Origin of the sequence: Psychrobacter nivimaris (assembly GCF_009812035.1) — a bacterium.
Classification (GTDB): Bacteria; Pseudomonadota; Gammaproteobacteria; order Pseudomonadales; family Moraxellaceae; genus Psychrobacter; species Psychrobacter nivimaris.
The window spans coordinates 25,686-50,520 of the sequence record NZ_VZIZ01000007.1 but is presented as its reverse complement, the minus strand read 5'-3'; the positions used below and the strand labels follow the sequence as shown (position 1 = coordinate 50,520).

Below are 24,835 nucleotides of genomic sequence, written 5' to 3'. Positions count from 1 at the left end.
GGGTGCTTTTTTATTATCTAAAATTAGGGGGCGGTATGCCACAGAACACACCATTTTTAGAACTAATCATACTAAAGCTAATGGTATTCCTTCCGAAAGTATTCGCAGCTGTCATCGGTGCAATATTTGGATTGATGCTGTCAGGCGACATCGGCAAAGACGGCAAGATACAAGTAAATATGTCAGTGATAATCAAATTTACTATTGCTGTCACAATCTCGCTGTTTGGCGGGGCAGCTCATATCGAGTTTATGGGCTATCAAGATTATAGCGTTATGACACAAGGCGCAATCATGCTCGTTTGGGCTGTTTTTGGCATGTTGGCTATAGGTATTGTTTATCAAGCCATAGCCTTATGGCAGGGCAAGACGATTGCCGAGGTAATCAAAGAGATCAAAGATGCAGCGTTTGCGATTTTTGGCAAGTAACAATCAGCATTAAGTACGGCCCCAAATTTGGGGCTTTTTTAATGTCTAAAATAAGGTGAGATATATGCAAGAATCTACAATCAAAAACCTACAAGCGACTATGAAACTACATGGATTTTATGGTGGTGAAGTTGATGGTACATGGGGCAATCAATCGCACGCGGGTTTTTATGCAATGGCTGAAGCGGCCACACACTGCCAAGCGCATAGCGACAAAGACGCGGTGAACGATGAAGACAAACCAGTTGAGTCGACAGGTAAGTACAGTTTGTCCGAAAAATCACTAAATCGACTAAAGGGCTTGCATCCTGATTTAGTAAAAATCGTTGAACGAGCTATCGAGATTACGACTATCGATTTTAGTGTAGGCGAAGGTCTGCGCTCAATTACACGGCAAAAAGAGTTATATCAGCAAGGTGCTACCACGACAATGAATAGCCGTCACTTAACTGGGCACGCTGTAGACCTAATTGCACTTGATGAAGACGGCAAAGTTTCGTGGGATTGGAAGTACTATCATCCATTAGCTGCGGTAATGAAACAAGCTGCCAAAGATGTAGGCGTTTCGATTGAATGGGGCGGCGATTGGTCAAAATTTAAAGATGGGCCACATTATCAATTACCGTGGTCAAAATACCCAAAGTAAAAATATATAAGCCCTGCCTTAATTGGCGGGGCGTTTTTTGCGCCTGGAATTTGGTCTGATCCATTTTAAAAGTCTCAACAACGATTACTATTTGATTACTTTTTACATGCTGACGGAAAATAGCAGACAATAAAAAAGACCTTCAATTGCTTGAAAGTCTTTAATGGTATAGCTTATATGTGGTGGGCCCAGTAGGACTTGAACCTACGACCAAAGGATTATGAGTCCTCTGCTCTAACCAACTGAGCTATGGGCCCTAACGTTAGACGCACAATGATACCTGATTTTTTTAATTTTTCAAGTAAAAGATAGGCAGTAATCAAGATATTTTTTATTGAGCCGTATTTTTGTATTACAGGTGACCACCAGCTATGGTTAGACTACGACCTCCATCCACAGTGATGATCTCTCCTGTGACATAATTTGCCTGCACAAGATACAGCACACTATGAGCAATCTCATCAGGTTGGCCTATTCGCCGCATAGGGATAGCATCGATGATACTTTTCTGTTGCTCGTTATCAATAGCTTGGTCACTAGTAGGGTCAGGTAAAATGTTGACCCCAGGAGCAACCCCGTTGACCCGTACTTCTGGCGCCATCTCTAACGCTAGCGACTGTACCATCATTCGATGCGCAGCCTTTGCCATGTTATAGACAGTATAGTTGTTAAACGGTCTATCATGCGCGTGTATGTCCAATAAACTGACAATACAGCCTTGTTGTTGCTTCAGATAAGGTAGTAGGGCTTGGCTTAGTAATAAAGGGGCTTTCGCGTTGGTCAAAAGCAACTCATCCCACTGTGCATGATTGATACTACCGAGTGGGCTAGGATAAAACCGCGAAGCATTATGCACCAGTACATCAAGCTGTTCAAACGCCTCTACGATACTTTTAACGAAGCTATCTAAAGCCATACCATCGTTGACTATCGTTAAATCAGCAACGATAACTTTTGCACTATTAGCACGGATGTCGTTCAGATGGTCAGCCAAGTCATTAGCGTCTTGTTCACTACGATGACAATGAATAATGACGCGGTAACCTTGCCTATGAGCCGCTTTAACAATAGCCGCTCCAATGCGCCTAGCACTACCTGTGACAAGCATCACTGGCGCTTGGTTATTCATATTTTCTGCTTGGTAGGCATTAAGTTCTTGGTTCATAGCAATACTACTTTTTTCTCTAGGGCCCTTGTCTATATCGTTATTGTACTTGCAAGTGTTCAATCCTGCTTTGGCGTAAGGCTGCACCAATAGCGGGGCCTTTGAGATCTGGCGCAATGTCAGTCATGCTGACAGCGTGAAAGCTGTTTAGTGCCAACATCATTTGGCAATGCTGTGTTGCTAGCTGTAACACATGACTGCACACTAGCAGTTGAGAGAGCTTGTCAGGCTCTTTATGCGCACCGCAGGCTTGGATTAGATCAATTTTTTCAGCCGCATTTAGGTTGTTTATTGTGCTTAGTTTTTCAGCTTGCTGAACGAATAAAGTCGCGAACTGAGTATGTGCTTTTGGGACTTTGGCTTTATTACCGATACCGCTAATATTTTTTATAGCGGTTGATACGTTAGAGGTAGACTCAGAGTTTTCGCTATTAAATAATGATGAAGACAGGCTAGTCATTAGTAGCGCCCAACGCTGTGATAAATTCAAACGCATCTGTCCTGCAAAGTATAACGCAGTCTGCACTGTTTCTCTTATTTGGACATTGTCCCAAGCATGATGCAAAGGCGCGAAATACTCTATGAATGCACCAATTTCAAACAGTTTTTGCCAATAGACTTGCGGTGATAGTTGCATAGTCGCACGGCTTGATTCTTGCCAGATACGCTCGGCACTCAAATGAGCCAGCTCTCCTGTATCGACCAATTGACGCATCAGTGTTAAAGTGTCATCCGCGATGCTGAACCCCAAATCGTAGTAACGGCTATAGAAACGCACTGTTCGAAGTACACGTAATGGGTCTTCGCTAAAAGCATTAGATACATGACGTAATGTCTTGCTTTCTAAGTCTTGCAGTCCGCCATAGTAGTCGATGACCTGTCCGTCAATAGGGGTATCATCGGTTAAGCTGGTAACTTCGATTGCCATCGCGTTGATGGTTAAATCACGACGGCGCAAATCATCCTCTAGACTAATATCAGGGCTGGCATGTACGCTAAAACCTTTGTAGCCTGAGCCTTGCTTGCGCTCTGTACGTGCCAACGCATACTCTTCATGACTGGTCGGATGCAAAAACACAGGAAAGTCAGCGCCCACTTGTTGAAACCCAGCATCAATCATCTCTGTAACAGTAGCGCCAACGACGACAAAGTCCTTGTCCTTGATAGGACGCTTAAGCAGTCGATCGCGTACAGCGCCGCCCACAAGGTAAATTTGCATAAAAGCCTCTTATTATTATTGAGCTTTATATCACTAGCCCAATTTCTATAAATCAAAAAAACAGCCAATGCTTTATAAGTTGCATTGACTGGTTTTAGTATAGCAGAAGGGCTCTGTCAATGGATGACAGAGCCCTTCTTAATATGGTCAATCCTTTATAAATTGGGTAGGGTGTCAGCCTCGCTCAGTCTACTATTTGTAGTACTTTCACTCGGCTTCCTTGCATCCAAATTAACTTGAACCGACTACAGTGCATTCATACTGGGTATGATATATGACTATTTTTCGTTTTCTAGGTCTTGCGCTTCAGTGACGGTCAATGCAGTCATATTGACGATACCACGTGCTGTCGCTGATGGCGTCAAAATGTGTACCGGCTTATTAGTACCTAATAGGATAGGGCCAATAGAAGCACTGCCAGTCGCTGTTTTAAGCAGGTTGAAAGCGATGTTTGAGGCATCAAGGGTTGGCAAGATAAGCAGGTTCGCTGCACCTTTCAATGGGCTTGATGGCATATCGTTTAGACGAATATTTTCGTTAAGCGCGGCATCACCTTGCATTTCGCCTTCAAACTCAAAGTCGACGTTCATATTGGTCAATAGCTCATGAACCTTACGCATTTTGACAGCGCTGGCACGATCTGAAGCACCAAAATTAGAATGAGACACTAGCGCGACGCGTGGCGTGATACCAAAGCGACGTAACTGATCCGTTGCCAGGACAGTCATTTCAGCCAATTGTTCAGCCGTTGGGTCTTCATGGACATAGGTATCGGCGATAAAGATATTACGATCTTGCATGAGTACCGCATTCATTGCATAGAAGTCGTTCATACCTTGTTTTTTGCCAATGACGCTTTCAACGTATTTTAGATGCAATTGGTAATGGCCAAAGGTACCACATACCATGCCATCTGCTGCACCGTTTTCGACCAGCAAAGAACCAATCAAAGTCGTCTTACGGCGAACATCACGACGCGCAAGCTCAATGCTTACACCGCGGCGTTTGTTCTTCTCGTAGTAGCCCTGCCAGTAGTCTTTGTAGCGAGGATCATCATCAACGTTGACGATGGTAATGTTCTCGCCAGCTTTTAGACGTAGGCCTAGCTTTTTGATATTGGCTTCGATAACTGAAGGGCGACCAACCAAGATAGGTTGTGCTAGCTTCTCATCAACGACGACTTGCACAGCAAGCAAGATGTTGTTGTCTTCACCTTCACAGTACACAATACGTTTTGGATCGGCTTTAGCACGAGCAAAGATTGGCTTCATCACAAACGCAGAGTTATAAACAAACTCAGACAGACGCTGACGATAGGCTTGCATGTCATCGATAGGTAGCGTGGCAACGCCTGAATCCATCGCTGCTTTGGCCACAGCTGATGCGATTTCAATGATTAGATTTGGCTCTAGAGGGCCTGGAATTAAGTAGTCACGACCAAAGCTCTGCATCTTTTCGATGTTTCTAGCGCTAGTAGTTGGAGTAGCTTCAACGTGTGCCATCGCAGCGATTGCTTTTACGCAGGCAACTTTCATCTCTTCGTTAACAGTGGTTGCACCAACATCCAATGCGCCGCGGAAGATATACGGGAAACATAGCGCGTTGTTTACTTGGTTTGGATAGTCTGAACGACCAGTTGCCATGATGACGTCTGGACGTACCGCATGGGCCAATTCTGGCATGATTTCAGGTGTTGGGTTGGCAAGTGCAAAGACGATAGGGTCTTTTGCCATACGGCGAACCATATCTTCTGATAGTGTACCTGGCATTGATAAGCCTAGGAACATATCGACATCGTCCATGACTTCTTCGATAGAAGTAGCCGTGATATCACGAGCATAACGCTGTTTGGTTTCATCAAGGTTTTCACGGCTAGTACTGATGATACCGCGTGAATCTGAAACAATAATGTTGTTCTTATTAACGCCAAGTGCGCAGATGATATCTAGGCAAGAAATGGCTGCTGCGCCTGCGCCTGAACAAACAATTTTAATCTCTTCGATTTTTTTGCCAGTAATCAACAAAGCATTTAGCATGGCTGCAGCAACAATGATTGACGTCCCATGTTGATCATCATGGAACACAGGAATGTTCATGCGCTCACGTAATACGCGCTCGATTTTGAAACATTCTGGTGCTTTGATGTCTTCTAAGTTGATACCACCAAAGGTAGGCTCAAGCGAGGCAACCGCTTCGATAAATTTGTCTGGATCATTTTGAGCAATTTCAATATCAAAAACGTCGATACCTGCGAACTTCTTAAATAGAACGCCTTTACCTTCCATAACTGGCTTCGATGCCAATGGACCGATATTACCTAGACCCAATACAGCAGTACCGTTAGTGATAACACCAACTAGGTTGTTACGTGCCGTGTATTTGGACGCAAGTTTTGGATCTCTTTGGATCTCAAGACAAGGTACAGCAACGCCTGGAGAGTAGGCGAGTGCTAAATCACGTTGGTTGGCTAGCTGCTTAGTAGGAGTTACCGAAATTTTACCTGGGCGTGGAAACTCATGGTAATGTAAGGCAGCTTGTTCAAACTGCTCTTTTTCTGTACTGAGGTTATCCGTATTCGAAGTGGTATCGTCATTCATAATAATTGCCATGGTTGGAATAAATTGGAATAAATTAAATGGTGATAAAAAACAACGTCTAACCCTCCAAAAATCATTGAATGATAATAACTGAAAGGGTTAAAAACGTTAAACGACTCACGACCATCAGAATCATGGTCGACGATCAAAGATCAGGTCAAAAAAGCAAACTAGCTAAAATATTCATTCTAGCATTATTGCCAATTCACTGCCTAGTCAACAACGGTGAATTGTGCGAATAATATAATAAAATGATATTCGTTATTTATCTCGTTGATAATGCCAAAAAATGCGTCTAAATATCAACCTTAATTTCATAATATTTCAAAATATTACAGAATTGAAAGGTGTTAAGACGGGCAACTACTAAGATGAGCAGCTACTAAGACGAGCAACTAATAGGCACTTGCGGTGTATCCGGTGCAGGCGCACTGCTATCTAAATCATTAGCGATATCTTGCACGCTATAAGGATTGGCTAATAAGCGAAACACTCGATCAACTTCTTCAAACTGACCTTGGTCTGCGGCAGTAATTGCACGCTGCGCCATGCTATTACGAAGGACATAAACAGGATTGTTGGTCTGCATGTCGTTGACTGCCTGCTCAAGTGGTAGCTGCTCAATCTGTGCCAGATAACGTGCTGACCAGTCTTGCCATACTTGTTGCGCATCGCTGCTTAATTCAGTGGTCATAGTAGCCAACAGCTTTTGCTCATAAGGATGATCTGCTGGTGCGACCAAACCGAGTAGGGCGCGAAAGCTATTGGTATAGTCGAGCAAGTTGTCTTCTAATAGCGTCAACCATTCAAAGGCCAAGCCGAGGCTTTCTCTTTGATGCGGTAAGCCAAGCTTACGGCACAGACCTTGCTGATAGTGCTGCATAAAGGTTGCTTCATAAGGCGCTAAACAATCAGCGAGCGTCTCACGTGTAACGCCTTCTAGGCGCATAAAGTGTGGCAGCCAAACGTTTAGGTTCCAATGTCCGATAGCAGGTTGATTCTGATAAGCATAACGACCCGTATGGTCAGAGTGATTATTAATCCATGCAGGATTGAAGCGCTCCATAAAGCCAAACGGCCCGAAGTCCAGCGTGCTACCCGTGATAGAGAGATTGTCTGTATTCATCACACCATGTGCAAAACCAATCAATTGCCAGTCCGCAATCATCCGAGCTGTGCGCTCAACGACTGCTGTCAAAAATGCCGCTACAGGTGCGTCGCTATCACGGTACTCTGGATAATAAGTATCAATCATATAATCAGTAAATGTATCGAGCAGGTCAGGTGCAAAGCTTGCAATCCATTCAACATGACCAAGGCGGATATGGCTGTCAGCGACACGCATCAATGCCGCACCTGTTTCGATGCGCTCACGGCGCACCCGTGTATCAGAGACCACAAAACCTAAGGCATTAGACGATGGTATGCCAAGCTTTGTGAGTGCATGACCACAGAGATACTCTCGAATGGTACTGCGCAGCACCGCGCGTCCATCACCCATGCGTGAGTAAGGTGTGAGACCAACTCCTTTGAGGTGCAAGTCTTGTGGTTGATCATCATTATCAAGTACTTGTGCCATGAGTAATCCGCGCCCATCGCCCAACTGTCCTGCCCATTGTCCAAACTGATGACCTGCATACGCCATGGCTAATGGTTTAAAACTCGCTGGCACGTATTGGCCACTTACGATCTCAACCCAGTTGGTCATCAACTCTTTATCTTCTATCCAGCCAAGCTGCTGTGCAACTTGGGTATTGAAGTGACCGGCACGAGGATTGTCTAGTGGCGTCGGTGGCTGCTCATGATAAAGGCGCGTGTCTAGGTTGACGTAAGTGTTTTGATAACGCATACAGGCCGTTTCCATTAAAATATAAAAGTGAGAATGTCACTATAGCATAGCTCTCATATGTCATCGTTGCACTCTGTCCGTCTCTTGTAATATCTATCCAAAAAATAAAATTATCTGTCCTCAATCAATTGATTCTAGTGGACGAGATTTTTATTGTTTTTAGATTACAGGTCGTCACAGTTTAGCCGATGTATTTGACCATTTATTATGATAATAAAATTATTAGAAGTAGCTGGAATGACATAAGCGATAAATTATAAGCAAAAAAATCCCCCTATCTAGGACGGATAGGGGGATGGAGAAGCTTCAAAATTATAAAACAAATCAGAGATTAATTAAGCCGCTTTTTCGTTTGCACCGATAGAGCGGAAGGCAGTTTTTAGATTGCTGTTATGCTCAAGGATTTTCTGTTCGATTTTGGCATAATCATGCTTTAACTTATCATCAACTTCATGCAAACGATCAGCAAACTCTGTTTTCTTAAGCTCGATAGTTTTTGCTTTTAGCGCTTGCCATTCTTCAACAGTCTGCGTAAAGGCATCATATTCAAACTTAATACGGTCTTGGAAGCTCTTCATCGCATGAGGAAGATCAATGCCACTTACTGCTGCTGTATCGATTTGCTGCTGAGCCTTCTTAAACTGCATTTGTACTTCTGCATGTTTGATAGTCGTATCATCAACAGTACGCAGCTCAGAGGTTAAACCAAGTTTTGATAAACCAGCAATTAACCATTTGGTTGGGTCATATTGCCACCATTTCACGCCATTACGATAGTCGTATTGGAAGAAGTGATGGTAGTTATGATAACCCTCACCCCACGTAAAGATAGCCAAGAAGAAGTTATCACGAGCACTGTTGGTATCCGTATAAGGACGTGTACCAAACATATGACAGAACGAGTTGATAAAGAACGTAAAGTGATGCGTCAATACCAAACGTAGTAGGCCTGCAATAACCAACGTACCCCAAACATCCCCAAGCAACCAACCGATAGCGGCAACCATACCAACGTTCATGGCAACTACCCATAAACCGTAGTATTTATGCTGAATCTGTAAGACTCTATCTTTAGTCAAATCAGGAATGTTTTTGTAGTCGAACTTGCCGCTAGGGTAGTTACGTAGCATCCAGCCAATATGACTGAACCAGAATCCACGCTGTGCTGAATACGGGTCATCTAAACGATCATCTACATGACGATGATGAGTACGATGTCCAGAAACCCAGTCAAACGCAGAACCCTGTACCGCTAGGGTAGAACCAAGCAATAAAAAGTTTCTGACAATTGGATGCGCCTTATAAGCACGATGCGCCATTAGACGATGGTAACCTGCCGTAATACTGATACCAGTCCATACCATAAAGGCACCAAATACACCCCAAACAGGTGCGCTCACTTGATGAGTGAACAAGTACCATGGCGTAATGATAGCAGCAGCAATCGGCGTCGCTACCAAAATAGTCGCTGGAATCCAGTTGATCGGTGCTTTGGTAAATTCAAACTCGCGCATATCAATGCTTTGCTCTTGCGCAGAAAGATCCGCTTGCTCAGAAGCTTTCGCATAATTGCGTTTGGCAACAGGCTGCTCATCAAGCGCCATTTGCGCTTTTTTCTCATCAAAACGAGTTTTAAAACGCGTTACTTGAGTGCTGGCGGTCTTTACAAGCGTGTCACCAGATTTGATAGCGAAACGTAAGCCTTTAAGCGGTAAGCCAAGTGCTTTTTTTGCAATCATATAATATCCCTAACGGTATTAATTTAAGCCACCATAGTACCTTAAAATGCGTGTAAAGTGAACACTTATACACTATAAAAATATTGCTAAATAACAATAACTTGTATGGATTATAGAATGTATTGGTCAAAAATATGAGTGACTTATCAGACATGAAGGAGAAGTGTAACAAGGAGGGTAGATATGTAGGAAAGAATGCGTTTAACGAAAAACTGATTAAATATCAAAAAAGTACGGATAAGTCAATTAAGGCAACAGCAAATGACTTGGAAAATCCGTAATGATGACATCGGTCTGCCATTTTATGAGTTTCTCAATGGTGGGAATATCATTAACCGTCCAAGCACTTACGGGCAATCCATAACGGTGGCTATGCTTGATGACAGCTTGGGTCAAAAGCGGATAATGAATGCCCAGTTGAATACAGCCAAGTTGCAATGCGGTATTGGTCGCGCTTGCCAACGCTTCTGGCGTACGAATAAGCAAGCCGCGAGGCATATGAGATAATAGTCTGTGACGTTGCAAACGGTTGTGTAACTCGACATCGAAGCTCGTCAACACAACTGGTAAGCTGGCAAGAGGTGTATTAATAAATGCCTGCCGAAGCGCTGCAATCAACACCGCGTAGTTGGTACGGCTATGCGTCTTAATTTCAAGCTCAATAACGTTAAACCCGCTAAGCGCAGGTGCCATGCTCGCCAATGTCATAATAGGTTGGCCAAACTGCAATTGGCACTGAATCTCAGTCAGTTTTAACTGATCAATACGTGATTGCCGACCGCACATACGCTCTAGATCGTCATCATGGAATACGATTAAGTGACCGTCAGCGTTTAGTTGTATATCAAATTCTATGCCTGCTAAGCCTCTTGACTTGAGGTTTTGAGAGTATTGAAAGCCTGAAAAGGTATTTTCTAACGCCTCACCGCGTGCGCCTCGATGACCTAATAACAACGTATCTCTAAAATTTATCATATGCACCGATTATTGATGGTTTTTATGCCCAATCATATAGCGTCATATCAACGACGTCTAACAAAAACTGCGATGCAATCCGTACTTTTTTAAATATGACTTTTTAGAGTCCAAATCTGCGAATGTTTGTTATGTTTTTGCAACCAAATGCAGGTTTTTTCCACAATGAGGGGCACTATTTGTATATCCATGGGCTACACTAATGACCATTTGATTTAAACACCGTATAATGATGTGGTTTTCATATCTGTAGCAGCTAGCGTTGCGATTTGAATGTTGAACACTGTCAGTCAGTGGCGGTACGAACCTGTAAATTGGGAGTAGAGTTAGTATGAGCGTAGCAAATATAAGTTTGAGCAAGTGGCATAAAGTTGCTGGGATTGGATTGGTATGTGGTTTGGCGCTTGCAGGCTGTGATCGCTCAGATAAAGAAGACACTACTGAGCAGGCAGAGCTAACAGAACAAGAGACGGTCGATGCTGAAAATAGCGTTGCGCCTGCGATCAGTTGTGATGATCCTATGGTGCAAGATCGCCTTAAGTCAGCTCTAAAGAATACGCTCAGCCAACAAGCACAGTCATTGGCTGCCAATTATGCAAATGATGCTGAAATCAGTTTAGCAAACGGTGTGGTTAGCGAAAAAACCAATGGCGTTGTCATTGACGTTCAAAACGCTGCTATCTTGCAACAAGCCAATGAGAACGGCATGACCACTTGTCAAGCAAGTGTCAGCATGACGCTACCAAGTGAAGACTTGTATCAAGCCAGTCAGGTACAAGCGGCCAATAATCAGCCAAGTCTACAATCACGTTTAGCGCAAGACAATATCCGTATCAATAACAATATGCTCGTTGATGACGCTTTCACTTACATCGTCGGTACCCAAGGCGGTCAAGTGCGTACGCGTATTGCAGGTCAACCTGCTTTGATTACTGTTGTTGCAGATGTGATGGCAGGTTCTGTCTTTAAAACTGCAATGGATGAGCAACGTGCCCAACGTGCTGCTGAGCGCCGTGCAACACAGAACAACGATACGACTCAAACAGCCCCAATCCGTCAGCCACGAACTGTAACGCCAGTTGAGCCAATCCGTCAGCCAAGAACCGTAACGCCAGTTGAGCCAATTCGTCCAACTGAACCTACGCCGCCGCCAACCATCAACAAACCTGCTGAAAGTCAGAACAGTTCGACTGCAAACACCCAAGCAGCTGCTGCCGAGCCTAGCAAGCCTGCAACACCAAAAGCCGTACCTAAAGATGAAACCATTGATATGGTCATCATTGAAGACAACAGCGCGACTTATTAATTGGTCATTGTAATAAGAGGTAGCGATATCCAGTAAACCGAATTGTTATCGCTCAATAATAAAAACCCCGCAACAATCATGTCGCGGGGTTTTTTGTGTTTAAGCTATTTATTGTCAAATACTTAGTTTGTATTATTGACTGTCAGTGAACGTCTCCAATGCTTGACTGTCCCATAACACCTCAGAGACTTTTTCTGGGTCTGTACAAAAGCGTGCAGCGACAAATAACCAATCAGATAAGCGATTAATAAAGCTGACGGCAGTACTGCGAATCGCTTGTGGACGCTGCTGCTGCAAGATCACAGCTTGGCGTTCAGCACGGCGACATACACTACGCGCCACGTGTAATTGACTCACCAATATAGAACCTGTCGGCAAAATAAAGTCTTTTAGCGGTGGCAATGTGGCATTCATCATATCTATTTGCTGCTCTAACCATTCAATATGAGGGGCATTAACTCCTTCATACTCTGGCATAGCAAGCTCGCCGCCTATATTGAATAACAGGTGCTGAATGATGACCAAGGCTTCAGAGAACTCTTTTTCTATAGATTGCCCTTTATTGTGCTTTAATTGCGCACGTACCAAGCCGATATGTGAGTTGAGCTCGTCGATGTCACCCATGACGCTAAATAGATCGTCCGCTTTACTAAGGCGGCTGCCATCAGCCATACCAGTGCTGCCGTCATCTCCAGTACGTGTGTATATTTTGCTTAAGCGATTGCCCATCTTTACATCCTTAACGGTTTTTATGATTGAATAGCGTTAGTTGCACGCTCATTGTAGTATTTTACGCCTGTTTTCGCTAAGATAATGGGTTACGTTTTATATCACGACGTTTTTTGGTCTGAATTTTTTATTTTCTTGATTTATAGTTACAGTCGTTGGTATGGCTTATTCATACACGGCGGCTGAGATTTCCCATTTCTCTATTTTATTTACGTTACAAGGCTTTTTTACTATGACCACACCACTTGCAGATGCGATGTCCCAACTTGCCATTTACGATTCATTGACTGGCAGCAAGCGTCAGTTTGTACCACTCAAAGCAGGGCAGGTTGGTATGTATGTGTGCGGCATGACTGTTTATGACTATTGTCATATTGGTCATGCGCGAGTGATGGTCGGTTTTGATATGGCCGTTCGTTGGTTGGCACGTTTGGGTTACAACGTGAATTACGTACGTAATATCACTGATATCGATGATAAAATCATTGCCCGTGCTGCTGAAAACGGTGAAGAGATTGGTACATTGACGCAGCGCTTTATTGAAGCAATGCATGAAGATGCGACTGCGCTTGGTTGTGAGATGCCAAATGCTGAGCCACGTGCAACCGATCATATCGATGATATGCAGGATATGATTGAGACGTTAGTCACTGGCAACTACGCGTATGCAGGCGACAATGGTGATGTCTACTATGCTGTTGATAGCTTTGACGGTTATGGCAAATTATCGAAGCGTAATCTGGATGATATGCAGGCAGGTTCGCGAGTCGAAGTTGAAAATGATAAACGTAATCCATTTGACTTTGTACTATGGAAAGCGGCAAAACCTGACGAGCCGCAGTGGGCATCACCATGGGGTCAAGGGCGTCCAGGCTGGCATATTGAATGCTCAGCGATGTCGACTAAGTGCTTAGGTAGTACCTTTGATATTCATGGCGGTGGTCATGACTTACAGTTCCCGCATCACGAAAACGAAATCGCGCAGTCTGAGGCAGCGACTGGTTGTGAGTATGCACGCAACTGGATGCATGTTGGTTTTATCAATGTCGATGGCGAAAAAATGTCTAAATCATTAGGCAACTTTTTTACCATTCGCGATGTCATGGCAAAGTACTTACCCGAGACGGTACGTTTTTTCTTATTATCGAGCCATTATCGCAGCCAAGTTAACTTCTCTGATAGCGCCTTAGATGAAGCGCATAATAGCCTAAGTAGACTGTATAATGCACTAAAATTGGCTGAGCAGCAAAAAGGACAGTCAATCATAATCAATGAAGATTTAGTGGCTGAAGCTTACAATAGCGCGGTTGGTCAAGACTTCATCAAGGCGATGAATGACGACTTTAATAGCTCGACGGCTATCAGTGTCTTATTTGGATTGGCTCGTGATATCAACAAAGCCATTAAAGCGGAAGACGTCGATACCGCATGGCAATTAGCCCAGCAACTAAAAGCATTGGCTCAGGTATTAAATATTTTACAGCAGCCAGTGCAGCAGTTTTTGCAAGCAGTGATTGGTGATCAGGCAGAAGATGGTCTAACGGATGCCGTTATTGATAATTTAATCATCGAACGTGCAGAGTCTAAAGCCAACAAAAACTTTGCCCGTGCTGATGAGATACGTGAGCAATTAAAAGAGGCGGGTATTGAGCTCGAAGATAGCCGTGCTGGCACGACATGGCGCCGCGCTTAAAATAATTTTTTGCCGTCTATATGGTAAATAGCTACAAATCTCGTAATAAATTAAGTCAGCTTTAGGCTGGCTTTTTTTTGCTTACTGAATTAGGTTAAAGCAGCAGCGATATATTTTTTATACTTTCCTTTTGTAGACTGATGGCTTTGAAAACATGAATACACTTAAAGACAATCCTATGAACCATCATTGTGCCGTTTTGCGCTCAGATGATAATCATCAAGTAGATGTAGAGAAAAGTCGTTTTAAAAGCCATGTGCTGCAAGTATTGTTGGGCTTTTTGATTGTCGCTATAAGTGTCATCTATTCACCCGCTTATGCAGCAAATAGTGAAAATGAACAGAGCACGAGCGAGCCGGAAAAACAAACGCCTAGTAAGCCTGATAGTTTTTCTGAATATGCCGCTCAGCAAGTCAATGCGCTTAAAGATGAAAGTGTTAGTATTTCTGGTATTACTGAAGAGATCTTTGATCCTACTGAACGTAACGCAGTAGAGCAGGCAGGCAGGCTACAAGGGGATACGGCACTGACCGGAGAATATAGTGAGAGCTACTATATTCTCGATAAACTAAATGCTGGGTTGCCACCGTTATCTGAGCCAGCTAACTTAGAAACACCGCTTGCAGCCTTAGAGTTTTTTCAATCAGCATTAATGAAACAGCAGTATGATTTGGCCGCTTACGCACTAAATATGAACTTGATTGATGAGAAAAGCCAACGTAGTCGTGCGCTTGATCTCACAAAACGACTGGATTTTTTATTGTCTGAAAAGGAGCTATATGTATTCGATGATATGCCAGATCGTCCCGATGGCTTAATTGAACCACCGCTTGGTAATAATAGCAGTGTCATGGGTATTGCCAGACGTTCTATTCAGCTTGGCTATATTGATTATCGCGAGCGCCGTGTTCCTATTTATTTGCAACGAGTACGAGTAGGGGATGAAGCCCCTGTTTGGGTGTTTTCGGCGCAGACAGTAGGCAATATTGATAATCTCTATGAGCAGTATCATCCAGCTGAGTTCGAGCGTTATTTGCCCACTTGGTTAAAGCTAAAGTTTTTTGGAATTGCGCTATGGGAATTCTCAGCGCTGATATTGTTCTTTTTATTAACCATGGGGATGGGTTGGCTACTGAGTAAAGGTACTGCAAAAATCATCAATCATTATATCGATGAAGAAAAATACAGCGTGTATGTTGGCAGTACCAATGGCGTCGCAGATTTGGTTAGCAAGCTAACAGTACCATTAACCTTTACCATCAGTTTTTCACTGGTTTTTACCTTGGTTTCAGGTGGTTTTCCTTATTTAGATGCAGTTGCCTCATCTACGCGTCCATTGATTTGGATTGGACTGGTATTTAGTACTATGTGGTTGGGTATTCGTATCATTAACTTTTTTGCCAATCGCTATCAAGACATGCAGATTGAGAATCTGGCTGCAGAGCATTTTGATAAAGAACGTCGTCGCCGTACTTATGTATCAATATTCCGTCGTGTGTTTATTTTTGTGATGATTTTGGGAAGTTTCTGGATAGGTCTTAGTGAATTTGCCAATATGGAAGGCCTTGGCAAGACGTTACTGACTTCAGCGGGTATTGCAGGTGTGGTTATCGGTATTGCAGCACAGCCGATATTGGGGAATATCATCGCTGGTGTACAGGTGGCAGTGACGCAGCCAGTGCGGATTGGTGATAGTGTGATAATGGATGGCAATTTTAGTACGGTCGAAGACCTGCGTTATACTTATGCCGTGTTAAAAACATGGGACGAGCGTCGATTGATCGTGCCGATGCGTGAGCTAATCACTGAACGAGTGGAAAACTGGTCGCATACAGAGGTTCATCAGACCTGTCCTGTGTTTTTGTATATCGATTATGGCGCAGATATCGACGCTATCCGAGAGGCATTTATATCGATGGTCAAGGACAATAAGCTTTGGGATAATAAAACAGAACCTGAGATGTATGTGGTTGATGTGACCGAAAATACTATTCAGCTGCGCGGCGCTGTTTCATCGGTAGGGCCTATAGAAGCATGGACGCTGGCCTGTGAGATACGAGAGAAAATGCTTGGTTACCTGCACGCACAGCAGAACAAGTATCTACCTACAGAGCGCTTTACGTTAACAAAAGATGACTAGAAATTGGGAGTAGCGATGAGCTTTGCGAACTTGAATAGCTTTAAAAGCGAGGTATTCATGGTTTGAAGCATGATTGTCATCGATAAAGACTTACTTGTGTAAAATAATCTGACAAATATAGTGTGTCAGTGAGGTGCTTATTTGTTATAATGTGGCGTTATTTTTATAGGATAACTGAGTGGTTAGCGATGAGTCAGCACTGTGTATGCAGCTGCAATGATTGATACGCTTTACCCTGAGCTCCTACCCATCAAAATAACCACCACTAGGGGTCTGTATGTTGCGAATTGTCGATGAAGCCTTAACCTTTGATGACGTTTTATTATTACCAGCCTATTCTGAAGTTCTGCCAAAAACTGCTGATCTGTCTACTCGTTTGACCAAAAATATCACACTTAATCTTCCGTTAATCTCTGCGGCAATGGATACGGTGACTGAGTCTGAAATGGCTATCACTATGGCACAGCTTGGTGGCATGGGTATTTTGCATAAAAGCATGGATATCGAAAAGCAGGCCACACAAGTACGCCGTGTCAAAAAATTTGAAGCGGGTACCGTCGTTGATCCTATCACTGTGCATCCAGAGATGACGATCGGTGAATTGCTACGTTTGACTCAAGATAACAATATCTCAGGTGTGCCTGTGGTCGAAAAAGGCACAGATAACGTTGTGGGTATTGTTACCCATAGAGATTGGCGTTTTGAGACCAATTTATCGTTGCCAGTTAGTCAGATTATGACACCTAAAGAGCAGCTAGTAACTGTGCATGAAGGTGAAAGCAACGAGAATATCAAAAGATTGTTGCATGAGCACCGCATCGAAAAAGTCATCGTTATTGATGATAATTTCCGCCTGCGTGGTTTGATTACTGTTAATGATTTTGCCAAAGCTGAAAACAATCCAAATGCATGTAAAGACGAGCAAGGTCGCCTACGTGTTGGCGCGGCTGTTGGTACAGGTGCCGACACGCAAGCACGCGTTGAAGCATTAATCGCTGCTGACGTTGACGTTATCGTCGTTGATACTGCGCATGGTCACTCAAAAGGCGTGATCGATAAAGTATCTTGGATCAAGAAAAACTACCCGCATGTACAAGTAATCGGTGGCAACATCGCAACAGGTGAAGCTGCAATTGCTTTACGTGACGCAGGTGCTGATGCAGTAAAAGTAGGTATCGGCCCTGGTTCTATCTGTACCACGCGTATTATCGCAGGTATCGGTGTACCACAAATCTCAGCAATTGATAATGTTGCTAGCGCCTTAAAAGACAGTATTCCATTGATTGCTGACGGTGGTATCCGCTACTCAGGTGACATGGCAAAAGCAATCGCTGCTGGTGCATCGTGCATCATGGTTGGTTCACTCATGGCTGGTACCGAAGAAGCACCAGGTGAAGTTGAGCTGTTCCAAGGTCGCTACTATAAAGCGTATCGCGGTATGGGTAGTTTGGGTGCAATGTCAGGATCAAACGGTTCTTCAGATCGCTACTTCCAAGATGCAAAAGACGGCGTAGAGAAGCTAGTACCAGAAGGTATCGAAGGCCGTGTTCCTTATAAAGGACCAGTTGCGGGTATCGTTAATCAGTTGGTTGGTGGCTTACGTTCATCAATGGGTTATACTGGTTCTGCTACTATTGAAGATATGCGTACCAATCCGCAGTTTATCAAAGTAACCTCAGCGGGTATGAAAGAGTCTCATGTGCATGATGTGCAAATCACTAAAGAAGCACCGAACTACCGAGTAAACTAGATCGTTCCGTAAAATGCTTATCTTTTATGGTTTTAAATCGTATTAATGTTAGCTGAGACGTAAGGCTGCAGCGAGCTTAAGATACAAACAGCCAACAATGCTCTGTTATTGTTGGCTGTTTTTTTTGTAAAATACAGAAACAGATTATTACAACAATAGTATTGCCTGCGTATACGTTTGGCCTTTTATTTTTTTGACTTGAGGAAAACATAATGAGCTATTTTGGCACTGATGGAATTCGCGGAAAATTTGGTGAATTACCAATTACACCAGACTTTATTTTAAAACTAGGCTACGTCACTGGGCTTGTCCTCATAGAAAAAAATGAAAATCCTACGCGTAAGCCAAGTGTGGTGATTGGTAAAGATACGCGTCTGTCAGGCTATGTGATAGAGGGAGCATTACAAGCAGGTTTTAATGCGGCTGGTGTTGATGTCTATATGCTTGGTCCATTGCCGACTCCAGCGATTGCGCATTTGACCCGTAGCTTTAATGCAGATGCTGGTGTGGTTATTTCAGCCTCGCACAACCCTTATTATGATAATGGCATCAAGTTTTTCTCAGGTGATGGCAAAAAGATAAGTGATGAGATGCAAACTGCAATCAATGATAAATTGACGGCAATTATGAACGACGTTGGTAGTGATGTTGCCATAATGCCTATTCTTGATCCTGCAAATTTAGGTAAGAATAATCGTATTGATGATGCTAAAGGTCGCTATATTGAGTTTTGCAAAGGCAGTTTTCCTTATCAATATGACCTCAGTCATCTGACGGTAGTAGTGGATTGTGCCAATGGTGCAGGCTATAGCGTAGCACCTAGAGTAATGCGCGAGTTGGGTGCCAACGTGATTGCCATTAATAATACGCCAGATGGCATCAATATAAATGCTGAATGTGGCTCTACCCATCCTGAAAGCTTACAAAAGGCTGTGCTTGAGCATGAAGCAGATGTCGGTATTGCACTAGATGGTGATGGCGATCGTATCGTAATGGTTGATGAGACGGGTAAGTTAGTCGACGGAGACGGTATTTTATATGTGCTTGCTACCCAAGGTAAAACCAAAGCTGAAGGCGTAGTGGGTACACTCATGAGTAACATGGGGTTAGAGTTGGCACTAAAAGATGCAAATATTCAGTTTACTCGTGCAAAAGTGGGTGATCGCTATGTGATGCAGGATTTAGAAGCCAATGGTTGGATATTGGGCGGTGAGCCATCTGGTCATATTCTCTGCTTAGATAAAAGTCGCACAGGGGACGCTATCATTGCTGGTTTGCAAGTACTGGCAGTGATGCAAGCCAAAGAGCGTGCGTTGAGTGAGCTTGTTGAAGGTTTTGAAGTGTTACCGCAAAAGCTAGTCAATGTACGTTTGTCTCAAATGCAAGATCCATTCAAACATGAGGAGTTGGTTGCTGCTTTTGATAAAGCACAGGCAACACTAGAAGGTCGAGGTCGTCTATTGATACGTCAGTCAGGTACAGAGCCTATGATTCGTGTGATGGTGGAATCAGATGATGAAATAGAATGTGATGTAATGGCTAATGACTTAGCTGATCTTATAAAGTCGGTACTAGGCTAATAGCATTCTAGGCAATAACTGGTATTCAAAATAGTAACTGGTATTTAAGATAATGACTGGTATTCGAGACAACAACATTATAGTTTTCAAATAAGGAGCTGCCATGAGCATGGACTTTACCGACCAACGCCTCTCATACGAGAAAGGTGAGCTTGACCAACAGTCAGTACCAACGTCACCATTCGAGCTTTTAAAAGCTTGGATGAATGAAGCGTTAGTGCAAAAGGTGCAAGAGCCTTATGCAATGAGTTTGGCAACATGTGGCGCAGACAATAAGCCTAGCGTCCGTATTGTGTTACTACGCGAGATTACTGAGACGGGTATTGTTTTCTATACCAATTATGAAAGCGCAAAAGGCCAGGATATTACAGAAAACCCTAACGCTGAAGCGTTATTCTTTTGGCATGAGCTGGAGCGTCAAGTCCGTATCAGCGGTAGTATCGCTAAAATAGATGCTGATAAATCTGCTGCTTACTTTCAAAAACGTCCTCATGATAGTCAAGTAGGCGCTTGGGTCAGTCAACCGCAAAGTGGTGAAGTGGCCAATCGTGAAATCATGGAGCAAACGTTTGAACAGCTTCAAGCAGCGCACCCTGACAATACTACTGTACCAACGCCAGAGTTTTGGGGTGGGTATGAGATTACGGTTGAAAGTATTGAGTTTTGGCAAGGTCGAGCCAATCGGATGCATGACCGAATTGTGTATACGCAGAGTAGCGGCGATGATAGTAAAGTCAATGAAGGCAATACAAGCTGGACGACCAAACGTTTATTGCCATAGTTGTTATAGTTTGAAGCTATAGATTATACAAAACTAAAAAAGCCACTCTAAATCCAATTTCTTTGGTATCTAGGGTGGCTTTTTTACGTTAGCTATTGACCTTAATTAGCATCATCTCGTATTTAACTTTTTATTTAACCTTTCATTTAATATTGGTATCGACATCCACTGAGACTGACATGCCAGGGCGTAAGCGTGCCAGTTCAGGCTGATCTTGGTCTAGGTCGATGCGTACAGGAATACGTTGAGCGATTTTTATGTAGTTACCAGTCGCAGGGTTGGCTGCACCTGCACTAAACTCACTGCCAGTCGCTGGCGAGATATTACTGATGTGACCATTAAATTTGGCACCGCCAAGCGCATCGACATGAATGGTCGCAGGCTCACCGATTGCCATATTGGCTATTTGAGTTTCCTTAAAGTTTGCAATTATCCAAATGCCTTTTGGTACGATATACATGAGCTGCGTACCAGCGCTGACGTATTGACCTTCTTTGACACTGACTTGGCTTAGCTGGCCAGATTCAGGCGCAGTGATGATAGTATTGTCTAGATTGATTTGCGCTTGCTTGACGCCTGCCTCAGCATTTTTAATATTTGCGTCCAGCGATGAGCGACTGCCACTGGTCTTTTCACGGTTTTCTTGAGCGGCTTGCAAATTAGCCTCTGCTTGCTGTACACCTGCCTGCGCTTGAGCCAATTGCGCCTTGATATGAGCAACTTCTGCTTTAGATACCGCACCAATAGCATCTAAACCTTGATAACGGTTAACATCTTCACGTGCACTCTCCACATTGATTTTGGCACTATATAAATCAGCTCTACGTGCTTCAATTTGTGCTTGGCTGGTTTGCGTATCTTGCTCATTAGTAGAGCGGTTAGTAAGAGCTACTTCGGTATTCGCTTGTGCTTGTTCGAGCTGCTGCTGAAAGGTTCGATCGTCAATCTTTATGAGTAAGTCGCCCGCTTTTACGTTGGCGAAATCTTGCACAGCTACTTTGGTGACATAGCCAGAAACTTGCGGGCTAATAATAGTCGTCTGACCTTTAATAAAGGCATTATTGGTTTGCTGTACCGTTGGGGTGAACGGTGGGAGCTTCCATGCATACAAAATCAATGCTACGCCAATGACAATCAATAAAATTAATAAGCCTAAGTTTAGATAGGACTTTTTCTTGGGCGACCAACCAGTAGTATCGGGTATTGGCTCTTTTGGTGGCATTGGTGGCATTGGTGGTTCATTGCTATCTGAACTGTTTTCTACATCACCTTCTGCTGTCTTAGTTACTGATGGAGAAGAAGTTGTAGCAGACTCTTCTTTACTTATATCGGACGCTATAGGTGTGTCTGTTGCTGGAGCGCCAGTGGCCGTCTGAGGTGTTTGACTAAGCTCATTTGGTTTTTCTTGGCTCATGACGTGCTCCTAAATTTTTAATAAATATTAAAATAGACTGGCTATAAATGAATGGGGTGAAACATGATTAATAGAATAAACTGAGTTATTTTGACTCACGCATTTTTGCAATAACGGCAAGCTCTTTAGCAAGTGGATTGCGCTTGTGGTAACGGTTATAAAAATAGTTGATCAATAAAATGGCTGTAACGAAAGTAGCAAAACTGGCCATTAAAAAGAACAGATCGCTATAAGCGGAGACAGTTGCTTGGCGCTGAATCCCTTGCAACACTTGGCTCATCGCGGCCACATTCGCTTGTGCTGCGTCCGTCGTTTGGTTTGACAATATACTACGAGTACCAGCAATTTGAGCGCTGAACGTAGGATTACCCAAGTTCAGTGAGCTGACCATATCTGCATAATGCACTTGTGTACGAATGGTCGTAAATGCCTGAATAGCCGCTGCACCTGCCAATCCGCCAACCGTTTGAGAAATACCAAAGATAACCGAAAAACTAATGATATAAGCAGGGCCACTAGCAATAGCCCGCAAAAATCCTTCAAAAACCAAAGGTCCCATGAAATATACCGCGGCAAATGCAATCAAAAACTGGCTAATATAAAACATATAGGGGGCAGAATTAATAGAAACCCCAACGTCCATCCAAGAGCCCAAGGCAATCAATGCCACTGCAAAAATAACGGGACGGCGCAAGTCCATCGGGTTGGTACTAAAAATACTAATCACCAAAGCCAACACACTGGCAGCCATTATGACAGCATAAAAAGTAACTAACTGATCGTTACCATAGCCCAAATTGGCAAGTAACCCTGCAGCACCAACATTTTGCTCAGATAGTAAAATTCGCATGACCGCGCCGGTAATCATAAAGGCAATAATATTGCGACTACGCATCCAGCGGACTTGTAACATTGGGTTCTTTCGATGTGTTTCAATCCATAGAGCGATGCCAATCCCAACGATAGCAATCATCAGTGGATAGACAAGCCAAGGCGTCGTCCACCATAAAATCCTACCTTGCACCAAAATAACAGCCAATGCCGCCAGCCCGCTCGCAAAAAAAGCAAAGCTTAAAAAATCGAGTTTCTCAAATACTTTTTCTGTATTGCCTGGTGGTAGCTCCAATATATTAATCAGTCCAAAACAAATCAGTGCCAAACCAAATTGAAATAAAAATAAATTCTCAAGCTGACCATCGATGGCGAGATAGGGCGAGATGATTCGTGATAATGGAATACCAAACTGTACCAAGCCAAAACCCAATATTAAGCCACTAGTACGCTTGACGGTTGGCATACCTTGCAGACAGTAGAATAACCCCAAGATGGTCATGCCACTTGCGACCATACCACTAAGTCCTCTGGCGACAATTTCTAGGTAATAAGGCTCAATTCCAATATTAGGCGTATCTAGCAAATGACTACTGATTAGCCACTGTAGACTCGTGGCGGCTAACAAAAAGAACAGAGTGATTTTACTAAAAAGTGACATGCCAAATTGTTGGCGAATTTTGTACAGCAGAACGGTGATACAGGCATTGGTCATATTGTAGCTGACAGATATCCACCCACCTTCGGCTGGCGTTAAGCCCAGTTGACCTTGAATTTGAGTAAGATTTGCGACGAGCAGACCGTTTTGAAAGCTAGCAGTGAGACCAACGAAAATTCCAATCAGTAAGTAAAATAATTTACGGCGTGCAGGATGATCAGGATTGGCAGGAGAGCCCACCATTATCGGTTGTTCGTGGGGCTTAAACTGATATTCGTTACTCATGGACGTACCATAATCTGTATAAGGAAATAGAATGGCATAGAACAGATTCCAGACGCAAAATCAGGTCAGTACGATGAATGTTCATAGCTTAAAACGCAGTGGGGTAGCTGATATAAATGCTGGTCAAACTTGAAAGATAACCTAAGAAATGCAGGGCATATTTTATCATAACTTCTACAGCGCTTTTGTCATTGGCGCTGCTGAATAAAGATATAGCAGTATTCCGTGCAATGTGACAAACATTAAAACAAACGATGCAACAAGCAAAAAATGCTATACGCATAAAAACAGCTCTATACAGAGCTGTTTTTGTGTATCGAAAAATTGGTCAGTCAATACATAGTATTGTGGCTAATACCGAGGTATCAATTAATACTAAGTACTAATAATACTAAGTACTAAATCGATTCATCATATTTTGCTTCTAGCTGCATCGCACGCTGATAGCTATCAAGACCGGCCAGCTTTTCAGCATACTGTTTGATATGCGGATAGGCGTCAAGTTTCTGACGCTTAGCAAGAATAATCAAATCGAATGACAGCATAAAGTCGGCACCGCTTAGCTTATCACCTACAATAAACGACTTACCTTCAACCGAAGTATCCAGATATTTAAATAGTCTGGTTTTTTCTGTTTCGATATAGCCATTTAAAAACTCATTGTCATTGATGCCTGCTTTGTTAGTAAATAATTCAAGCATTAATGGCAACATGAGCGAGCTTTCTGCAAAATCAATCCACTGTAGATAATAGCCATAGTCTGAGCTTCCTGTAGCAGGGCGCAGACGCTCTGGCGCAAACCGTTCAATCAATAACTCAGTGATAGCACCTGACTCAGCATAAATCTGTCCATCCATTTCGATAACCGGAGACTTACCGAGTGGATGTACCGCCTTTAGAGAATCTGGTGCTAAGTGAGTTTTGGCATCGCGCTGATGACTAACGACTTCATAAGGAACGCCTAGCTCTTCTAAAAGCCATAGCGTACGTAATGAGCGTGATTGATTGAGATGATGTAAGCGAATCATGGTATCGACCTTATTGCGTAGT

At 43.3% G+C, this 24,835-nt stretch carries 18 protein-coding genes and 1 tRNA gene; 8 read left to right on the top strand and 11 right to left on the bottom strand.

Annotated features, from left to right (window positions below; all coding sequences use genetic code 11):
- Positions 1–35: 35 nt before the first annotated feature.
- Both FQV37_RS02755 and FQV37_RS02750 read left to right on the top strand, forming a co-directional pair.
- Positions 36–428: a hypothetical protein gene (locus FQV37_RS02755; protein WP_160021188.1), complete on the top strand. Its 393-nt coding sequence runs from the start codon at positions 36–38 to the stop codon at positions 426–428.
- 64 nt (positions 429–492) lie between these two features.
- A complete protein-coding gene (locus FQV37_RS02750) occupies positions 493–1,074 on the top strand; it encodes a M15 family metallopeptidase (RefSeq protein ID WP_240990922.1) in 582 nt (193 codons plus the stop codon).
- Positions 1,075–1,254: 180 nt separating this feature from the next.
- Here the strand turns inward: FQV37_RS02750 and FQV37_RS02745 are convergent.
- The 7 genes from FQV37_RS02745 to FQV37_RS02715 all read right to left on the bottom strand — a co-directional run bounded on the left by FQV37_RS02745 (position 1,255) and on the right by FQV37_RS02715 (position 10,618).
- Positions 1,255–1,331, bottom strand: a tRNA-Ile gene (locus FQV37_RS02745).
- 95 nt (positions 1,332–1,426) lie between these two features.
- Positions 1,427–2,239 carry a pteridine reductase gene (locus FQV37_RS02740; protein WP_240990921.1) on the bottom strand — a complete coding sequence of 271 codons (813 nt, stop codon included), beginning with the start codon at positions 2,237–2,239 and terminating at the stop codon, positions 1,427–1,429.
- Positions 2,240–2,279: 40 nt separating this feature from the next.
- On the bottom strand, positions 2,280–3,458 hold the full coding sequence (locus FQV37_RS02735; protein WP_160021187.1) for a tRNA nucleotidyltransferase/poly(A) polymerase-related protein: 1,179 nt from the start codon (positions 3,456–3,458) through the stop codon (positions 2,280–2,282).
- A gap of 278 nt (positions 3,459–3,736) precedes the next feature.
- Positions 3,737–6,055 carry an NADP-dependent malic enzyme gene (locus FQV37_RS02730; RefSeq protein WP_160021186.1) on the bottom strand — a complete coding sequence of 773 codons (2,319 nt, stop codon included), beginning with the start codon at positions 6,053–6,055 and terminating at the stop codon, positions 3,737–3,739.
- Positions 6,056–6,437: 382 nt separating this feature from the next.
- Positions 6,438–7,904: a protein adenylyltransferase SelO gene (locus FQV37_RS02725; RefSeq protein ID WP_160021185.1), complete on the bottom strand. Its 1,467-nt coding sequence runs from the start codon at positions 7,902–7,904 to the stop codon at positions 6,438–6,440.
- A gap of 335 nt (positions 7,905–8,239) precedes the next feature.
- The gene (locus FQV37_RS02720; RefSeq protein WP_191115423.1) at positions 8,240–9,418 is read right to left on the bottom strand and encodes an acyl-CoA desaturase; all 1,179 of its coding nucleotides are present in this window, start codon (positions 9,416–9,418) and stop codon (positions 8,240–8,242) included.
- Between the two features lie 471 nt (positions 9,419–9,889).
- Positions 9,890–10,618, bottom strand: a complete 729-nt coding sequence (locus FQV37_RS02715) for a glycerophosphodiester phosphodiesterase (RefSeq protein ID WP_160021184.1) — start codon at positions 10,616–10,618, stop codon at positions 9,890–9,892.
- Positions 10,619–10,949: 331 nt separating this feature from the next.
- Between FQV37_RS02715 and FQV37_RS02710 the strand changes: the two genes are divergently transcribed.
- Entirely contained in the window at positions 10,950–11,924 is a 975-nt protein-coding gene (locus tag FQV37_RS02710) for a hypothetical protein (RefSeq protein ID WP_160021183.1), read from the top strand.
- Positions 11,925–12,056: 132 nt separating this feature from the next.
- Here the strand turns inward: FQV37_RS02710 and FQV37_RS02705 are convergent, their stop codons facing one another.
- A complete protein-coding gene (locus FQV37_RS02705) occupies positions 12,057–12,653 on the bottom strand; it encodes a cob(I)yrinic acid a,c-diamide adenosyltransferase (RefSeq protein WP_160021182.1) in 597 nt (198 codons plus the stop codon).
- 232 nt (positions 12,654–12,885) lie between these two features.
- On the opposite strand from FQV37_RS02705, the gene cysS reads away from it, so the two are divergent.
- From cysS to pdxH, 5 genes are all read left to right on the top strand, one after another.
- Positions 12,886–14,346, top strand: a complete 1,461-nt coding sequence (gene cysS, locus FQV37_RS02700) for a cysteine--tRNA ligase (protein WP_160021181.1) — start codon at positions 12,886–12,888, stop codon at positions 14,344–14,346.
- A 154-nt stretch (positions 14,347–14,500) separates the two neighbouring features.
- A complete protein-coding gene (locus FQV37_RS02695) occupies positions 14,501–16,486 on the top strand; it encodes a mechanosensitive ion channel family protein (protein WP_240990920.1) in 1,986 nt (661 codons plus the stop codon).
- A gap of 277 nt (positions 16,487–16,763) precedes the next feature.
- Positions 16,764–18,236 (top strand): IMP dehydrogenase, encoded by a 1,473-nt coding sequence (gene guaB / locus FQV37_RS02690; protein ID WP_057760534.1) that lies wholly within the window; start codon positions 16,764–16,766, stop codon positions 18,234–18,236.
- Between the two features lie 212 nt (positions 18,237–18,448).
- Positions 18,449–19,816 (top strand): phosphoglucosamine mutase, encoded by a 1,368-nt coding sequence (glmM, locus tag FQV37_RS02685; protein WP_160021180.1) that lies wholly within the window; start codon positions 18,449–18,451, stop codon positions 19,814–19,816.
- Positions 19,817–19,925: 109 nt separating this feature from the next.
- Positions 19,926–20,597, top strand: coding sequence for a pyridoxamine 5'-phosphate oxidase (pdxH, locus tag FQV37_RS02680; RefSeq protein WP_205962048.1), 672 nt, complete (start codon positions 19,926–19,928; stop codon positions 20,595–20,597).
- 142 nt (positions 20,598–20,739) lie between these two features.
- On the opposite strand, the gene FQV37_RS02675 is transcribed toward pdxH, so the two are convergent.
- The 3 genes from FQV37_RS02675 to FQV37_RS02665 all read right to left on the bottom strand — a co-directional run bounded on the left by FQV37_RS02675 (position 20,740) and on the right by FQV37_RS02665 (position 24,813).
- On the bottom strand, positions 20,740–22,011 hold the full coding sequence (locus tag FQV37_RS02675; RefSeq protein ID WP_160021178.1) for an HlyD family secretion protein: 1,272 nt from the start codon (positions 22,009–22,011) through the stop codon (positions 20,740–20,742).
- A gap of 85 nt (positions 22,012–22,096) precedes the next feature.
- On the bottom strand, positions 22,097–23,785 hold the full coding sequence (locus FQV37_RS02670) for an MFS transporter (protein WP_160021177.1): 1,689 nt from the start codon (positions 23,783–23,785) through the stop codon (positions 22,097–22,099).
- 398 nt (positions 23,786–24,183) lie between these two features.
- Entirely contained in the window at positions 24,184–24,813 is a 630-nt protein-coding gene (locus FQV37_RS02665; protein ID WP_160021176.1) for a glutathione S-transferase family protein, read from the bottom strand.
- Between the last annotated feature and the right edge of the window lie 22 nt (positions 24,814–24,835).

Bases quoted from the DNA above. Each gene is read 5' to 3' on its own strand.
- FQV37_RS02755 (WP_160021188.1), top strand. From the start codon at position 36: ATGCCACAGAACACACCATTTTTAGAACTAATCATACTAAAGCTAATG.
- FQV37_RS02750 (WP_240990922.1), top strand. From the start codon at position 493: ATGCAAGAATCTACAATCAAAAACCTACAAGCGACTATGAAACTACAT.
- FQV37_RS02740 (WP_240990921.1), bottom strand. From the start codon at position 2,239: ATGAACCAAGAACTTAATGCCTACCAAGCAGAAAATATGAATAACCAA.
- FQV37_RS02735 (WP_160021187.1), bottom strand. From the start codon at position 3,458: ATGCAAATTTACCTTGTGGGCGGCGCTGTACGCGATCGACTGCTTAAG.
- FQV37_RS02730 (WP_160021186.1), bottom strand. From the start codon at position 6,055: ATGAATGACGATACCACTTCGAATACGGATAACCTCAGTACAGAAAAA.
- FQV37_RS02725 (WP_160021185.1), bottom strand. From the start codon at position 7,904: ATGCGTTATCAAAACACTTACGTCAACCTAGACACGCGCCTTTATCAT.
- FQV37_RS02720 (WP_191115423.1), bottom strand. From the start codon at position 9,418: ATGCGCGAGTTTGAATTTACCAAAGCACCGATCAACTGGATTCCAGCG.
- FQV37_RS02715 (WP_160021184.1), bottom strand. From the start codon at position 10,618: ATGATAAATTTTAGAGATACGTTGTTATTAGGTCATCGAGGCGCACGC.
- FQV37_RS02710 (WP_160021183.1), top strand. From the start codon at position 10,950: ATGAGCGTAGCAAATATAAGTTTGAGCAAGTGGCATAAAGTTGCTGGG.
- FQV37_RS02705 (WP_160021182.1), bottom strand. From the start codon at position 12,653: ATGGGCAATCGCTTAAGCAAAATATACACACGTACTGGAGATGACGGC.
- cysS (WP_160021181.1), top strand. From the start codon at position 12,886: ATGACCACACCACTTGCAGATGCGATGTCCCAACTTGCCATTTACGAT.
- FQV37_RS02695 (WP_240990920.1), top strand. From the start codon at position 14,501: ATGAATACACTTAAAGACAATCCTATGAACCATCATTGTGCCGTTTTG.
- guaB (WP_057760534.1), top strand. From the start codon at position 16,764: ATGTTGCGAATTGTCGATGAAGCCTTAACCTTTGATGACGTTTTATTA.
- glmM (WP_160021180.1), top strand. From the start codon at position 18,449: ATGAGCTATTTTGGCACTGATGGAATTCGCGGAAAATTTGGTGAATTA.
- pdxH (WP_205962048.1), top strand. From the start codon at position 19,926: ATGGACTTTACCGACCAACGCCTCTCATACGAGAAAGGTGAGCTTGAC.
- FQV37_RS02675 (WP_160021178.1), bottom strand. From the start codon at position 22,011: ATGAGCCAAGAAAAACCAAATGAGCTTAGTCAAACACCTCAGACGGCC.
- FQV37_RS02670 (WP_160021177.1), bottom strand. From the start codon at position 23,785: ATGAGTAACGAATATCAGTTTAAGCCCCACGAACAACCGATAATGGTG.
- FQV37_RS02665 (WP_160021176.1), bottom strand. From the start codon at position 24,813: ATGATTCGCTTACATCATCTCAATCAATCACGCTCATTACGTACGCTA.